Source organism: Rhizobium sp. WYCCWR10014 (assembly GCF_001657485.1).
In the GTDB taxonomy this organism is placed as follows: domain Bacteria; phylum Pseudomonadota; class Alphaproteobacteria; order Rhizobiales; family Rhizobiaceae; genus Rhizobium.
Window position 1 is genome coordinate 97,157 of the sequence record NZ_LXFU01000039.1, and the last position, 13,707, is coordinate 110,863.

At 60.8% G+C, this 13,707-nt stretch carries 17 protein-coding genes; 6 read left to right on the plus strand and 11 right to left on the minus strand.

Annotated features, from left to right (window positions below):
• The 11 genes from flgH to flgF form a co-directional block, all read right to left on the minus strand.
• Complete coding sequence (gene flgH / locus A6U98_RS21610; protein WP_064652603.1) at nucleotides 1-717, minus strand: flagellar basal body L-ring protein FlgH; 717 nt, start codon at nucleotides 715-717, stop codon at nucleotides 1-3.
• Entirely contained in the window at nucleotides 714-1,256 is a 543-nt protein-coding gene (locus A6U98_RS21615; protein ID WP_064652605.1) for a MotE family protein, read from the minus strand. The genes flgH and A6U98_RS21615 overlap by 4 nt, the downstream gene beginning before the upstream one ends.
• The gene (locus tag A6U98_RS21620; RefSeq protein ID WP_064652607.1) at nucleotides 1,253-2,374 is read right to left on the minus strand and encodes a flagellar basal body P-ring protein FlgI; all 1,122 of its coding nucleotides are present in this window, start codon (nucleotides 2,372-2,374) and stop codon (nucleotides 1,253-1,255) included. The genes A6U98_RS21615 and A6U98_RS21620 overlap by 4 nt, the downstream gene beginning before the upstream one ends.
• Nucleotides 2,371-2,853, minus strand: a complete 483-nt coding sequence (gene flgA, locus A6U98_RS21625; protein WP_064652609.1) for a flagellar basal body P-ring formation chaperone FlgA — start codon at nucleotides 2,851-2,853, stop codon at nucleotides 2,371-2,373. Before flgA ends, A6U98_RS21620 begins: the two co-directional genes overlap by 4 nt.
• A gap of 16 nt (nucleotides 2,854-2,869) precedes the next feature.
• Nucleotides 2,870-3,658 (minus strand): flagellar basal-body rod protein FlgG, encoded by a 789-nt coding sequence (flgG, locus tag A6U98_RS21630; protein WP_003545534.1) that lies wholly within the window; start codon nucleotides 3,656-3,658, stop codon nucleotides 2,870-2,872.
• Between the two features lie 19 nt (nucleotides 3,659-3,677).
• On the minus strand, nucleotides 3,678-4,019 hold the full coding sequence (locus tag A6U98_RS21635) for a flagellar hook-basal body complex protein FliE (RefSeq protein ID WP_028734021.1): 342 nt from the start codon (nucleotides 4,017-4,019) through the stop codon (nucleotides 3,678-3,680).
• A gap of 2 nt (nucleotides 4,020-4,021) precedes the next feature.
• Nucleotides 4,022-4,438 (minus strand): flagellar basal body rod protein FlgC, encoded by a 417-nt coding sequence (gene flgC, locus A6U98_RS21640; RefSeq protein ID WP_003545531.1) that lies wholly within the window; start codon nucleotides 4,436-4,438, stop codon nucleotides 4,022-4,024.
• A gap of 4 nt (nucleotides 4,439-4,442) precedes the next feature.
• Nucleotides 4,443-4,835: a flagellar basal body rod protein FlgB gene (flgB, locus tag A6U98_RS21645; RefSeq protein ID WP_003545529.1), complete on the minus strand. Its 393-nt coding sequence runs from the start codon at nucleotides 4,833-4,835 to the stop codon at nucleotides 4,443-4,445.
• Nucleotides 4,836-5,060: 225 nt separating this feature from the next.
• Nucleotides 5,061-5,603 carry a hypothetical protein gene (locus A6U98_RS21650; RefSeq protein ID WP_064652611.1) on the minus strand — a complete coding sequence of 181 codons (543 nt, stop codon included), beginning with the start codon at nucleotides 5,601-5,603 and terminating at the stop codon, nucleotides 5,061-5,063.
• A gap of 2 nt (nucleotides 5,604-5,605) precedes the next feature.
• Nucleotides 5,606-7,006 (minus strand): flagellar protein export ATPase FliI, encoded by a 1,401-nt coding sequence (fliI, locus tag A6U98_RS21655; RefSeq protein WP_064652613.1) that lies wholly within the window; start codon nucleotides 7,004-7,006, stop codon nucleotides 5,606-5,608.
• A 119-nt stretch (nucleotides 7,007-7,125) separates the two neighbouring features.
• Nucleotides 7,126-7,860 carry a flagellar basal-body rod protein FlgF gene (flgF, locus tag A6U98_RS21660; protein ID WP_064652615.1) on the minus strand — a complete coding sequence of 245 codons (735 nt, stop codon included), beginning with the start codon at nucleotides 7,858-7,860 and terminating at the stop codon, nucleotides 7,126-7,128.
• A 254-nt stretch (nucleotides 7,861-8,114) separates the two neighbouring features.
• Between flgF and motA the strand changes: the two genes are divergently transcribed.
• The 6 genes from motA (at nucleotide 8,115) to A6U98_RS21690 (ending at nucleotide 13,524) form a co-directional block, all read left to right on the plus strand.
• A complete protein-coding gene (gene motA / locus A6U98_RS21665; RefSeq protein ID WP_011650470.1) occupies nucleotides 8,115-8,987 on the plus strand; it encodes a flagellar motor stator protein MotA in 873 nt (290 codons plus the stop codon).
• Entirely contained in the window at nucleotides 8,988-9,938 is a 951-nt protein-coding gene (locus tag A6U98_RS21670) for a FliM/FliN family flagellar motor switch protein (RefSeq protein WP_003545522.1), read from the plus strand.
• 65 nt (nucleotides 9,939-10,003) lie between these two features.
• Nucleotides 10,004-10,591 carry a flagellar motor switch protein FliN gene (gene fliN, locus A6U98_RS21675; protein ID WP_027666382.1) on the plus strand — a complete coding sequence of 196 codons (588 nt, stop codon included), beginning with the start codon at nucleotides 10,004-10,006 and terminating at the stop codon, nucleotides 10,589-10,591.
• Between the two features lie 28 nt (nucleotides 10,592-10,619).
• Nucleotides 10,620-11,660: a flagellar motor switch protein FliG gene (gene fliG / locus A6U98_RS21680; RefSeq protein ID WP_003556501.1), complete on the plus strand. Its 1,041-nt coding sequence runs from the start codon at nucleotides 10,620-10,622 to the stop codon at nucleotides 11,658-11,660.
• A 335-nt stretch (nucleotides 11,661-11,995) separates the two neighbouring features.
• Nucleotides 11,996-13,075: a flagellar biosynthesis protein FlhB gene (flhB, locus tag A6U98_RS21685; protein ID WP_064652616.1), complete on the plus strand. Its 1,080-nt coding sequence runs from the start codon at nucleotides 11,996-11,998 to the stop codon at nucleotides 13,073-13,075.
• A gap of 5 nt (nucleotides 13,076-13,080) precedes the next feature.
• The gene (locus A6U98_RS21690; RefSeq protein WP_064652618.1) at nucleotides 13,081-13,524 is read left to right on the plus strand and encodes a hypothetical protein; all 444 of its coding nucleotides are present in this window, start codon (nucleotides 13,081-13,083) and stop codon (nucleotides 13,522-13,524) included.
• Nucleotides 13,525-13,707 lie beyond the last annotated feature (183 nt).

A 13,707-nucleotide genomic window follows, 5' to 3' on the forward strand; every position in this document is an offset into this window, starting at 1 on the left:
TCAAAGCGGCGAGAAAAGATCGACGGCCTGCTGGCCGCGCGGAGGCTGCTGCACTTCCATCAGACGGCCGCGGCCGCCGTAGGAGATGCGGGCTTCGGCGATCTTGTCGTAGGAGATCTGGTTGTCGGCATTGACGTCCTGCGGACGAACGATACCGGCGACATTCAGGATGCGCAGCTCCTGGTTCAGGCGGACTTCCTGCGAGCCTGATATGACGAGGTTGCCGTTTTCGAGAATGCCGGTGACGACGGCGGCGACCAGAAGGGTGAGCTTGTCGGTGCGCTCGATCTTGCCCTTGCCGTCGGTGCTGGTGTCGGAGCCATAAGTCAGGTCGGTCTTCGACTCGGGCGTCCAGCCGAAGATCTGGGCGTTGACGTCCCAGTTCATGCCGCTCGAATTCGTACGGCTGCGGTTGGTCTCGTTGTCGAAGGAGGCCTTGTCGTTGATCTGGATGTCGACGGTCAGGATGTCGCCGACGTTGAGCGCGCGCGCATCCTTGAAGAGGGCGGCCTGCGAATCGCTCCACAACGAATAGCCCTGCGCCACGGCGCGCGGCTGTTTCGGATAGAGCGCCATCTGCGGCGTCTGACCGTAGGCGAGGCCGCTGCCGATCGGGCTCATGGCAGGCGCACGGCCGATCTCGCTGACCGCCGTCGGAGACTGGCAACCTGCAAGGAGTGCGAGGGCGGCGATCGCGGCCGGGAAACGCTTATTCATGAAGGATCCTTCGACGTATTGGGGTCGGACGCACTGGCGATGACGCCGGCGATGACCGCGGCCTTCTCAGGGTCCATCTCGTTGAGGATGAGGCTCGACTGACGCGGGCCGAGCCGCATGATCACGGCGGAGGCCACCTCGATCTTCATGTCCTGCAACTGAAGTGCGGCCGCATCCGGCTTCATCTTCCTGTAGATTTCGGTGAGGCCGGCTTCCGCCTGCTTCAGGAAATCGTCACGGCGCTTCAGCCAGTCCTGGTATTCGGCCTTGCGCTTGTCCATTTCCGCCATGCGGGCGTCGATGTCGGCGCGAAGCTTTTCCAGTTCCTGCTTCTGCAGGAGGTAACGCTGGTCGCGGGCGGGCTCGGCGATGTTGGTGCAGAACTGCTTGATCTCATCCTGGGAGGTGATGTCGCCTGCCGGCGCATGTTCCTGCGCAAAGGCGCTGGGGATCGACAGAAGGACGAGGCCTGCGGCCGGCAGCGCCAGCCGGCGCAGCAATTGCAGGACCGTCATGTCAGGGTTGATGATATCAATCATTGCAGCACAAGCTCCGCCTGCAGGGCGCCTGCCGACTTGATGCCCTGGAGAATGGCGATGATGCCATCCGGTTTCACACCGATATTGTTGAGGCCGGCGACAAGGGTCCTGAGATCCGGACCATCGATGATGGCGACGCGCCCGCCGGTCTGCTCGGCCGCGATATCGGTCTGCGGCTGGACGGCGGTCCGGCCGCGCGAGAAGGGTTCGGGCTGGATGATCTGCGGCGTCTCGGTGACCTGAACCGTCAAGGTGCCGTAGCTGACGGCGACCGGCGAGACGCGGACGTCGGAGCCGATGACGATCGTTCCGGTGCGCTCGTTGATGACCACCTTGGCCGGCGTATCGGTTTCGACGATGAGATTTTCAATATCGGCCATCAGCCGGGTGAGATCGGCCGCGCGCGGCTTCTGGATCACGACTTCCTGCGAATCCTTGGCTTCGGCGACCGGGCCGCCGAAACGCGCCGAGGCATAACCGTTGACGATGTCGGCGATGCGGATCGCCGTCGAGAAGTCGGGGTTGCGCAGCTGCAGGACGAGATTGACCGAGTCCTTGAAGCGGGACGGCAGTTCACGTTCGATGATCGCGCCGCCGGGCACGCGGCCGGCGGTGGTGACACCTTCGGTCACGGTCGCCGCCTGGCCCTGCGCCTGAAAACCGGAAACGATGGCGGCACCCTGCGCAACGGCATAGATCTGGCCGTCGGCGCCGGAAAGCGAGGTCATGACGAGCGTGCCGCCGCGCAGCGACGTCGCGTCGCCGAGCGAGCTCACCGTGACGTCGATACGGCTGCCGGGACTTGCGAAGGGCGGCAGGTTGGCGGTGACCATCACGGCCGCCGTGTTCTTGGCGCTGGACTGGCCGCCCTGCGTCGAGATGCCGAGATTTTGCAGCATCGCCCGCATCGACTGCTCGGTGAAGGGCGAGGAACGGAAGCCGTCGCCGGTCCCCTGCAGGCCGACGATCAGACCATAACCGATCAGCTGGTTGTCGCGACCGGCCTGAAGGGAGGCGATGTCCTTGATGCGGGAGGTCAGCGCCCAGGCGGGCGCGACATCAGCCATATTCATGGCGAGAACCGCGACAAGGGTGAGGAAACGGAAGAACAATTTCATTTTGCCCTCACATGGACCGTGCCGTCCGCAAGCACGGTGCCGCTGACGATGACGCCGGAGTCCATATTGCGGGCGCGGACGACCTGCCCGGTCGTGCCGTCTTCGAGCGGCGTGCCGGCGGCGGAGATCGTCATCGCGCCGAGCGATAAGACCAGGCGGATCGAAGAGCCGCGGGTCACCGTATAGGCTTCGCGCAGACCCGAAACCGAAATCGTGCGGCCCGGCAACAGCGTGCGCTTGGAAACCATGCCTTCAACCTGGGAAATGGATTTGGCATAATCGCCGGCGAGGTTGGGGTTGGTGACCTCGACCTCCTGAAGCTGGCTGGACGACAATGTGTCGCCGGGGTAGATGATCGTCGTCGGGACGACGGCATAACCCATGCCGGCATCCACGTCCGCGGGCAGGAAAATGCCCGCGACTGCGATCGTGGCTGCCGCCACCCATCCTGAGATGTGTCCTGCCCGGCAAAACATCATGTTTCGGCCCTTCCCTTTACTTCAGGTTCTTGCTGACGATGGAGGCCATTTCATCAGCGGTGGTGATCACCTTGGAATTCATTTCGTAAGCACGCTGGGCCGAGATCAGCTCGGTGATTTCCTTCACCGGATCGACGTTCGAAGATTCCAGGTAACCCTGCTTCATGTAGGCGAAACCTTCCTCGTCAGGATTGCCGATGACGGCTTCGCCGGAGGCCGGCGTTTCCTGGAAGAGATTGTCGCCGAGCGGCTGGAGACCCGCCTCGTTGACGAAGTCGGCAAGGGTCAACTGGCCGAGCTCGGTCGCCTCCGTCGCTCCTGGCAGCTTGGCCGAGACCTGGCCGGAGCGGCTGATCGTCAGTTCGGTCGAGCCCGTCGGAATGGTGATGCCGGGAAGGACCTCGTAGCCGTCGATGGTGACGAGCTGGCCCTGGTCGTTTTTGTTGAAGGCGCCGGCGCGGGAGTAAAGCGTCGTACCGTCGGTCGACTGGATCTGGAAGAAGCCCTTGCCGATCAGCGCCACGTCGAGATCGTTGCCAGTCTGGGTCAGCTCGCCCTGGAGATGCAGGTTGCGGACCGCCGAGGTCTGAACGCCGAGGCCGATATTGGCACCTTCCGGAACGACGGCCTGGTTGGCGCGGTTGGCGACACCCTTGGCACGTTCGGTCTGGTAGAGAAGATCCGAGAATTCGGCGCGGGCGCGCTTGAAACCGGTCGTATTGATGTTCGCGATGTTGTTCGCGATGACTTCCAGATTGGTCTGCTGGGCATCCATGCCCGTTGCTGCGATGGCGAGCGCTCTCATGTGTTCGTCCTCAAATCAGTTACATCTGCATCTTGGTGACTTCGAGAAAGGCCGAGACGACCTTGTCGCGGATGGCAATCGCGGTTTGGAGCGTCTGCTCGGCCTGGAGCATGGAATCGACGACTTCGCGCGTCGTCGCCGTGCCCTTGATACCGGCAAAGGACATGCTTTCCGCACCCTTCAGGCTGCTGACTGCGTCGCTCGCCATGTTGCCCATGACAGAGGCGAAGCTCATGCCATTGGCCGCACCTGCGGCGCCCGGCATGGTGGCGGCAGACGACGAGGCGGAATTTTCGGTGTCGACGGCGCCGAGCGCACGGGTCATCGAAAGGTTGCTGACATTCTGGACGCTGCTGATCATTATTATTGGCTCTTCAGGAGGTCGATCGTGGAGGAGATGAGATCGCGGGTTTGTTTGATGGTCTGCAGATTGGCGTCATACGAGCGGTTGGCTTCGCGCATGTCGGCCATCTCGACCAGGATATTGACGTTCGGCAGTTTGACGACGCCCTTCTGGTCCGCAGCCGGATTGCTGGGGTCGAATTCAGTGCTGAAGTCGCCTTCGTCGACGCCGACCTTCTTGACGCCGACAGTCTCGACGCCGTTGCTGCGATCCATCTGCTGGCCGAAGGTGATCGTCTTGCGGCGATAGGGGTCGGCGCCGGGCGTGTCGCCGGTCGAGCGGGCATTGGCGATGTTTTCCGAAACGATGCGCAGGCGCGTCGACTGCGCCTCGAGCCCGGAACCGGCGATTTTCATTGCTGCTGAAAGCGGATCCATGACTTTACCTCCTGACCGTCATCAACATCATGCGGTTGAAGGAACTGACCAGCGAGGTGTTCAGATCGTATTGGCGCTTGATATCGCCCGACTTGGAGAGTTCCTCGGCCAAACCGACCGTATTGCCGGATTCCTGGACGCCGATTTCCTGGTCGAGTGCGGCGTCCTTGACGTCGATATCACCGCTGTCGCTGAAATCGTTGCCGCTGAGATGCGCCGGATTGGTGCGCGCCATATTGATATTCGAATTGTCGAGCACCGCATCAAAGGGCGTAACGTCCTTGGCGCGGAACTTCGGGGTATTGGCATTCGCGATGTTGCCGGCAACAACCTGCTGACGGATCGTCAGCCATTCCGCCTGCCGCGAAGCCAAGTCGAAAAGTTGGATCGGTTGCATGAGAACTCTCCGTTTTTACTGTCCCGAACCTAGTGCGGTAATCTTGCGTGGGACTTACGGGGAATTCAGGCTTCGGGGCAGTTTTCGTTGAACGCCGCCGCGATGACAGCGCCGCGCGTCTGTCGGACGCGCAGGGGCGCTGTAACTCTTTGAATCACGGAGAAAAAAGGGGCTCCGGCCGGTTCGCGGCGGAGCCCCTGTAGCCTTCGGCATTTGCCTACAGGTTCAATTGTTCTGGTAGATCTCGCCCTTGGAGGTGACGATTACCCATTTGCCGTCGCGCTGCTCGAGTGTCGCAAGGCGGCTTTCGTCGGGCAGGATCGAGCCGATGCGCACCACATACATGCCCGAGGGATCCTCGATCAGCGCCCGGCCGTTGGAAACATGCAGCAGGCGGAAGGAAGATTTGCCGGGGAAAGGCTGGTCCTCCTGTATGGCGCGGCCATCGCGCTCCTTGCCGAGGTCGGAGACCGTCGCCGTCGTCAGCGGATCGATCGGCGGGGCCTTCTTGTCCGCCTCGTTCTTGTTGACCATGGCAAGCGGCGAGACGCTGAAAACGTTGCGGGCCGGCCAATCCGGCAGTTCACGCGAATTCTCGCTGGCGGCGACATTGATGCCGAATTTGTCCGCATTGAAGAAGACGTACCAGGGAAAGAAGGCGGAGGCGCCGGCAAGCGCCAGGCCGGCGAAGGTCAGAAACCGATCCAGGATGGCGGCTTTCCTGCGCTGCGTCAGGGAAGCGATACGTTCGTCGTCGAAATCAGCCACGTCTAGCCTCTCCTCTGAATAGGGGCGCCCTGATTGCCCATGCCGGCTGCAGCCTTGAGCGCGCCGGCGAGATCGGCGAAAGCGTCGAGCGAGTCGCGATCGCCCGGAGACTGCTTCAGAACGTCGTAAATGATCGGCACCTGCTTGATCGCCATGTCGAGATCGGGATCAGCACCCTGGCGGTAACCGCCGATCATGCGCAGGTCGCGCGTCTCTTCGAAACGATGGATCAGCACCTTCAGCCGCGATACCAGCTTTTCCTGATCCGGCGTCCAGGCCTTGCGGGCGAGACGCGAGATCGAGGCGAGCGGATCGATCGGCGGATACCGCCCTTCTTCGGCGAGACTGCGCTGCAGAACGATATGACCATCGAGGATGCCGCGGGTCGAATCGGCGATCGGATCATTGTGATTGTCGCCGTCGACGAGGATGGAGATGATCGCCGTGATGGTGCCGGCGCCCTCGGGACCGGGACCGGCGCGTTCCAGGAGGCGCGGCAGCTCGGTGAAGACGGAGGCGGGATAACCGCGCGCGATCGGCGGCTCGCCGGAGGCGGTCGCCACCTCGCGGATCGCATGGGCGAAACGCGTGACGCTGTCGACGATGAAGAGGACGTTCTCGCCCTTGTCGCGGAAATGCTCGGCGATGGTGACCGCCGTCAGCGGCGCCATTTTGCGCAGCATTGGGCTCTCGTCGCTGGTGGCGACGACGGCAATCGCCTTCTTCATATTGCTGCCGAGCGTATCCTCGATGAATTCGCGCACTTCACGGCCACGTTCGCCGACCAGCGCAATGACAACCTTGTCGAAGGCATCGGCGCGGGCGAGCATGGACAGAAGCGTCGACTTGCCGACGCCGGAACCGGCGAAGATGCCGAGGCGCTGGCCGAGGCAGAGCGGTGAGAAGATGTCGATCGCGCGCACGCCGGTCTTGAAGCCGGTCTCGACACGCTTGCGGGTCATCGAGGGCGGCGCGGTATTGGAGATCGAGCGGCGATTGAGGCCCTCGGTGATCGGGCCCAGCCCGTCGATCGGCTCGCAGAGCGAGTTGACGGTGCGCCCGCACCAGCTGTCCGTCGGTGAAATGCGGAAGGCGCCCTTGCGGATGACGGTATCGTGGATGCCGATCGGTTCGCCGGGTTCGATCGGGCAGACATAGATCAATTCCGGCTCGACGCGCACGACCTCGCCGAGATGAATGCCGGTGGCCGATTTATGAGCCACGAACTCGCCGAGACGAACATGGCGGGAGAGACCGTGAACCGTGTAGTGGCCGGCAGCGATGGTCTGCACGCGACCGCCATGGGCAACCGCGAACTCCGGCGATGCGTATCGATCGACGAGATCCGCCAGATGCGCCAGCTTCGGAGAAAGACCGTCCACAGACAGTAGCGTGGTGCTCATGCTTCAAATCCCACCCTAAAATACGTCGCGTGCAGCGTGCTGCATGCGACGTATTTTAGATCTTTGTTCTTGTGCATGTCGTTCTCCCAAAACCGCCGGATACTTTTGGGCGACATGCATTAGCGGCTGCCCCCAAGCGTCTGAACGGCTTCCTTGAAGGAATCCTCGCTGTCGCGCATCAGCGACGAGACGCTTTCGAAGGCGCGGTTGACTTCGATCAGCTGGGTGATCTCGCGCATGGCGTTGACGTTGGAGTTTTCGAGATAACCCTGCTCGACACCGACATTGAAGCGGTCGACGACGGCGCGCGGCTGGTCGGTGGTCATGATGCCGCTGTTTTCGTAGCGCAGGTAACCCTTGCTGACATCGGCCTCGAACAGGCCGAGCGAGCCGATCTGGCGGCCGCCCTGATAGATGATGCCGTCTGTACCGACGGCCGGCTCGCCGCCTGTCGTGTTGAGCTGGATCGGCGCGCCGCCGGCGTCAAGAACCGGGTATCCGCGGATCGAGACAAGTTCGCCGGTATCCTTGATCGTAAAGCGGCCGTCCCGTGTCAGAACGCGGCCGGCCGGCGTGTCGAGCGCAAACCAGGCATCACCCTTGATGGCGAAATCGAGCATGTTTCCGGTGTGCTGCAACTCGCCATTTCCCTCGTTCAGGTAGTCGTTGCCCTGGGAAACGAAGGCGACCTTGGTGTTCAGCTTGTTCTTGGTGGCTGCCACCATCTCGTCGAACTTCACCTCGGTGGCGCGAAAACCGGTCGTGTTCACGTTCGCCATGTTGTCTGCGATGGTGGTCAGGCGCTTTTCGAGGGCCATCTGCGACGACAGAGAAACATAAAGACCGGATTGCATGTCGGTAAACTCCAAGCATTGGCGATGAACGGAACGAAAAAGCCGGGCGTCGTCTTATTGGTTCGGCCGGGATTTCGCTGAGGCGGCATCTCAGAAACGGGCGCGGGCACCCATTCGTCCCCTTTAGACTGACGGCAGATGCTTGCGCGAAGCTGGCACGCGGAAATGCCTCGCGGGCGGGCCTTTCATCAGCCTCACGCAAGGCAGAAACCATATCGGTCTCAATGAAAAGCAACGTTCAGATTGGGCTGACGATGAACATCATTATCGGATTTATAGTGACTTGCGGCTGTGTCATCGGCAGCTTCATGGCGATGGGCGGCGACGTGAACGCTCTGTTCCAGCCCTTCGAATTCGTCATTATCGGTGGCGCCGGTCTCGGCAGCTTCATCATGGCGAACCCGATGAAGGTGGTGAAGGATTCCGGCAAGGCGCTCGGAGAAGCCTTCAAGCATGCCGTGCCGAAGGAACGTAACTATCTCGATACGCTCGGCGTGCTCTATTCGCTGATGCGCGACCTGCGCACCAAATCGCGAAACGAAATCGAAGCCCATATCGACAATCCGGCCGAATCGACGATCTTTCAATCGGCTCCGACCGTTCTGAAGAACAAGGAACTGACGGCGTTCATCTGCGACTACGTGCGCCTGATCATCATCGGCAACGCCCGCAGCCACGAGATCGAGGCGCTGATGGATGAAGAGCTCAACACCATCATGCACGACAAGATGAAGCCCTACCACGCGATCCAGATCATGGGCGATTCCTTCCCGGCGATCGGTATCGTCGCGGCCGTTCTCGGCGTCATCAAAGCGATGGCCCACATCAACGATTCGCCCGAGGTGCTCGGTCACCTGATCGGCTCGGCGCTCGTCGGAACCTTCCTCGGCATTCTCTTGTCCTACTGCGTCTGCTCGCCGCTGGTCTCCCAGATCAAGGTCGTGCGCAACAAGCAGCACCGCCTCTACGTCATCGTCAAGCAGACGCTGCTTGCCTATATGAATGGCTCGGTACCGCAGGTCGCTCTCGAATACGGTCGCAAGACGATCTCGGCTTACGAGCGTCCGTCCATCGATGCGGTCGAGCAGGAAATGATGAACCCAGGCGGCGAAAACAAGGCGGCTTAAATGACTATGAGCAATGCTTCGCACGACAAACCGGCAATGGATCCTGCCCTCCTCGCCAAGCTGACAGGCGGGCTTGGCGACAGAGGCAGGGTTGCCAAGATCTGCAGCTCCTTCGGGGAAATCTACAGCGAATTCTTTCCCGACGTCATCAAAAGCGAGACCGGCCTCGACGTGACGGTCAACTATCTCGGCTGCGAGATCGGCTACAAGAACCACTTGATCGAGGACCTGAGCGCGAACGTCACGCTCGTCGATGCGACGTTGCGCAACTGGTCGCAGAACATTACGCTTGCCTGCGGCAACGGCTTCGTCATCACGCTGATGGAGCATCTGCTCGGCGCCACAGCCGATACGATCGAGGAACCGGCCGACCGGCTGCTGTCGATCATCGAGCTCGATCTGGCGGTCATGGTCTTCGACAAGATCGCCAAGGTGCTGCGCTCGGCCGTCAACGCGCCGGGCGGTTTCGAACCGAGCCTTTCGGCCCCGTACGCCCATGACATGCGCGCCCGGCCGCAAGAGGATCGTCCGGATGAATTCGCGGCCGCCATCAACATGTCGATCACGCTTGCCGGCATCGTTTCGGAATTTTCGTTGATCGTTCCGCAGACGGCACTGCTCAAGACCAAGGTGACGCCGCCGAAGCCGAAACGCCAGGCGAGCAGCAACTCAGCGGAATGGACCGAACAGCTCGGCGACCAGGTCCGCCGCTCACATGTCACGCTTGAGGCCAAGATCAGGCTGCAGGACCTGACGCTGCGCACCATATCGAAGCTGATGGTCGGCGACGTCATTCCGTTCCGCGACCACGGCGACGTGCGTGTCGAGGTCAGCGCCAACAGCAAGGAATTGTATGTGTGCGAGTTCGGGCGTTCAGGCGAAAACTACATGGTCCGCGTCAAGGATACGATGAACTCGGATGATGAACTCATCCGTCATTTAATGAATTAATCGGTTCTCTGGCTTTTGGGCTGCAAAGGCAGTTTGAGGCAAGTTTCAACTGGAATAGTGATTTCATGGCTACGAAGAAAACACAGCAGAACAGCGACCTCTCCCTGGATCTTCCGGGCAGCGAAGCGGATCTCGATCAGGCGATCGACGATCTGCGCGGCGTGCTGAAGCAGGATGCCGATGGCGACCTGTCGCAGTTTGGCGACGACCTGCAGAGCGACCCCTTCGCAGCAGGAACGGACCTGGCCGCCTTTGGCGGCGAGACTTCGGAAACCCCGTTTGGCAGCGACGATTTCGGCGGCGACTTCGGCGGCGGCGATGCCAGCCCGGCGGCCGGCATGGATTTCGGGAGCAGCCCCTCCTTCGAGGCGTCGCCGGCCCCGCTCGGCAGCGCTTTGAATTCCAACTTCGACCTGATCATGGACATCCCGATCGACGTCCAGATCATGCTCGGCACCAGCCGCATGCAGGTCTCCGGCCTGATGAACCTCAATGAAGGGGCGACGATCGCCCTCGACAAGAAGATCGGCGAACCGGTCGAGATCATGGTGAATGGCCGCAGGATTGCCCGCGGCGAAATTACGGTGCTTGATAACGACGACACGCGATTCGGTGTGAAACTGATTGAAGTTTTGAGTACGAAAAAAGCCTGATCCCTGTGTGGGACGGAGAGGTTAGACCATGATGGACTTTGACGATTTCGGCGGCGCACTAGCCGGGAAACCGTTGACCCAGGCTGAAAAGGCGGCGGCTGTTCTTCTCGCTATGGGAAAGGGCGTCGCCGGCCGGCTGTTGAAATATTTCACCCAGGCCGAACTGCAGACCATTATCTCATCCGCTCAGTCGCTGCGCGCTATTCCGCCGGACGAGTTGCTGTTGCTCGTCTCCGAGTTCGAAGATCTCTTCACCGAGGGCGCCGGACTGATGGACAACGCCAAGGCGATCGAGGCCATTCTTGAAGAAGGCCTGACGCCCGACGAGGTCGACAGCCTGCTCGGCCGCCGCACCGCATTCCAGGCCTACGAAACCTCGATCTGGGATCGCCTCAGCGAGGCTGAGCCGACATTCGTCGCACAGTTCCTGCTGCGCGAACATCCGCAGACCGTCGCCTATATTCTTTCGATGATGCCCTCCTCCTTCGGCGCCAAGGTGCTGCTGCAGCTTCCCGACAACCGCCGCGCCGACATCATGAACAGAACGGTCAACATGAAGGCGGTCAGCCCGAAGGCTGCGCAGATCATCGAAAACCAGGTCATGACGCTGCTTGCCGAGGTCGAGGCAGAGCGCAATGCAGCCGGCTCGACGAAGGTCGCCGATCTCATGAACGAACTCGACAAGCCGCAGGTCGACACGCTGCTCACCTCGCTCGAATCGATCAGCCGCGAGTCGGTCAACAAGGTTCGCCCGAAGATCTTCCTGTTCGAGGACCTCATGTACATGCCGCAGCGCAGCCGCGTCATGCTGCTCAACGACATCTCGACGGACGTGCTCACCGTCGCGCTGCGCGGGTCGCCCCCCGAGATCCGCGAATCGGTTCTCTCCGCCATCAGCCCACGCCAGCGCCGCATGATCGAATCGGATCTGCAGAGCGGCATGGGCGGCGTCAATCCGCGCGAGATCGCGATTGCTCGCCGCGCCGTGGCGCAGGAAGCGATTCGCCTGGCCAATTCCGGCCAGATCGAGCTCAAGGAAAAGGAAGGCGACGCTTCGGCGGCCGCCTAAAACGCGTCGCAGTGAACTGATTCATGCGGCTCGTTTTAGCTCCTTGTTTTATGCACGTCGTTATCCCGGAGCCGCTGCACACTTCCGGGCGACATGCATCGGCACGTCGAGACTGTTGACAAATCCGGCATGCCGAAAGGCGGCTGTTGATCGCCGTGCCACAGACGACTACCCTTCCAACAATAGACCGTGCTCTAAGGCGCGTCGCATAGAACTTGGTTCTTGCGACGCGCTTTAGGTCTTTGTTCTGATGCATGTCGTCATCCCAAAAGCGCTGCACGTTTTTGGCCGACATGCATTAGCTGCGGCCTGTTTCTTTGACGGAGGGCCGCGACTTGGCAGACGATGACAAGGACAGCAAAACAGAAGCCCCAACCGCGAAAAAGCAAAGCGATGCCGCGGAAAAGGGCAACGTGCCGTCTTCGCGCGAACTTTCGATCTTTGCGACGATCCTCGCGACCTTCATTTACCTGGTATTCTTCCTTCCCGACAGCGTCGGACGCATGAGTGAAACGCTGCGCGACATCTTCGAACAGCCCGACCAGTGGAAGATCGAGACGGGGCCGGATGTGCTGGCGCTGTTCGTGCGGATCGGCTGGGCAAGTGCCGCGCTGCTGGCGCCCGCCTTCATCCTGTTCATGGTGTTCGGCGTCGCCTCCTCCGTCTTCCAGAATCTGCCGACACTGGTGCTTGAGCGCATCCGGCCACAGGCCTCGCGTATCTCGCCGATCAAAGGCTGGTCACGGCTCTTCAGCGTGCCCGGCCTGGTCGAATTCGGAAAATCGCTGTTCAAGGTGGTCGTCGTCGGGGTGATCCTGTTCTTCGTGCTCAGGAGCGAATATTTCGGCTCCATCGACGCAATGTTCTCCGATCCGCAGACGATCCTGGTGCGAATGATGGCAGCGATGCGCAAGATCATCATCGTCATGCTGATCGCCACGGCGATCGTGGCGATCGCCGATCTCTTCTGGACGCGCCATCACTGGTTCACCGAGTTGAAGATGACGCGGCACGAGGTGAAGGAAGAAAACAAACAGGCGCAGGGCGATCCCCTCGTCAAAAGCCGGCAGCGCTCGCTGATGCGCGACCGGGCGCGCCGGCGCATGATCGCCAATGTGGACCGCGCGACGCTGGTGATTGCAAACCCGACGCATTATGCGGTGGCGCTGCGTTACGCGCGCGAAGAGAACGACGCGCCGGTGGTGCTGGCCAAGGGCCAGGACCTGATTGCGCTCAAAATCAGGGAGATCGCCGAGAAGAACGGCATACCGGTGTTCGAAGATCCGCCACTTGCGCGCTCCATGTTTGCGCAAGTCTCGATCGATAGTGTCATCCCGTCAGTCTTCTATAAGGCGGTAGCGGAGCTCATCCACCGGGTCTACGCTGCGGACGCCAAGAACAAACGGGTCAGATAAGCCGAATGAAAAAATGCCCTCACTCTACCCAGCGTGAAAAAATCCTCGCAGACGCGATCAGCCCGGTCGCTACTGAACTGCGCCTTCTGGATGCTTCTGACCTTATTTCACTGCTGCGCTTCGAGTATTACGGCAATCTTTCCGATCTCGTCGCTTCGGCGGCGGAGCTTTTCTTTCATCCGGGCACGGTGAATTTCGGCCTGGGCGGCAACTATACTCTGGAGTGGGGTGGCAAGCCCGAAGTCGTTCTCGATCTGGAAATCAAGCCGCGCGGCGTCACCGTCTACGCGCAGCTCACCCTTGCCGAAGACCATGCCGGCATCGAGATCAGCCATATCGCTTTCCAGGAGCCCTCGGCCGATCCGGACGAAAACACCATCTTCCTCAAAAAGAGCCTTCGGGAAGCGCGTTACAGCGTCAACCAGCCCCCGCAGGCGCTGACCGGCTGATTTTCTTTCAAGACAATCGCGCTTTTATTCGCCTTGGATAACAATTCAAAGCGTTGCAGGCTTAAAGCGCGTCGCGATCTTTCAGATTCGCTTGTCGCGCTTTAGAGTCTGTCAGCGCTAATCGGAATCGTGTGGAGAGATTCCCTTGCCTTTGATTTTGTGATTCAAGATCGTTGCTGGTGT

Excerpts from the sequence above, each read along its gene's own strand:
- flgH (WP_064652603.1), bottom strand. The coding sequence starts at position 717 with ATGAATAAGCGTTTCCCGGCCGCGATCGCCGCCCTCGCACTCCTTGCA.
- A6U98_RS21615 (WP_064652605.1), bottom strand. The coding sequence starts at position 1,256 with ATGATTGATATCATCAACCCTGACATGACGGTCCTGCAATTGCTGCGC.
- A6U98_RS21620 (WP_064652607.1), bottom strand. The coding sequence starts at position 2,374 with ATGAAATTGTTCTTCCGTTTCCTCACCCTTGTCGCGGTTCTCGCCATG.
- flgA (WP_064652609.1), bottom strand. The coding sequence starts at position 2,853 with ATGATGTTTTGCCGGGCAGGACACATCTCAGGATGGGTGGCGGCAGCC.
- flgG (WP_003545534.1), bottom strand. The coding sequence starts at position 3,658 with ATGAGAGCGCTCGCCATCGCAGCAACGGGCATGGATGCCCAGCAGACC.
- A6U98_RS21635 (WP_028734021.1), bottom strand. The coding sequence starts at position 4,019 with ATGATCAGCAGCGTCCAGAATGTCAGCAACCTTTCGATGACCCGTGCG.
- flgC (WP_003545531.1), bottom strand. The coding sequence starts at position 4,438 with ATGGATCCGCTTTCAGCAGCAATGAAAATCGCCGGTTCCGGGCTCGAG.
- flgB (WP_003545529.1), bottom strand. The coding sequence starts at position 4,835 with ATGCAACCGATCCAACTTTTCGACTTGGCTTCGCGGCAGGCGGAATGG.
- fliI (WP_064652613.1), bottom strand. The coding sequence starts at position 7,006 with ATGAGCACCACGCTACTGTCTGTGGACGGTCTTTCTCCGAAGCTGGCG.
- flgF (WP_064652615.1), bottom strand. The coding sequence starts at position 7,860 with ATGCAATCCGGTCTTTATGTTTCTCTGTCGTCGCAGATGGCCCTCGAA.
- motA (WP_011650470.1), top strand. The coding sequence starts at position 8,115 with ATGAACATCATTATCGGATTTATAGTGACTTGCGGCTGTGTCATCGGC.
- A6U98_RS21670 (WP_003545522.1), top strand. The coding sequence starts at position 8,988 with ATGACTATGAGCAATGCTTCGCACGACAAACCGGCAATGGATCCTGCC.
- fliN (WP_027666382.1), top strand. The coding sequence starts at position 10,004 with ATGGCTACGAAGAAAACACAGCAGAACAGCGACCTCTCCCTGGATCTT.
- fliG (WP_003556501.1), top strand. The coding sequence starts at position 10,620 with ATGATGGACTTTGACGATTTCGGCGGCGCACTAGCCGGGAAACCGTTG.
- A6U98_RS21690 (WP_064652618.1), top strand. The coding sequence starts at position 13,081 with ATGAAAAAATGCCCTCACTCTACCCAGCGTGAAAAAATCCTCGCAGAC.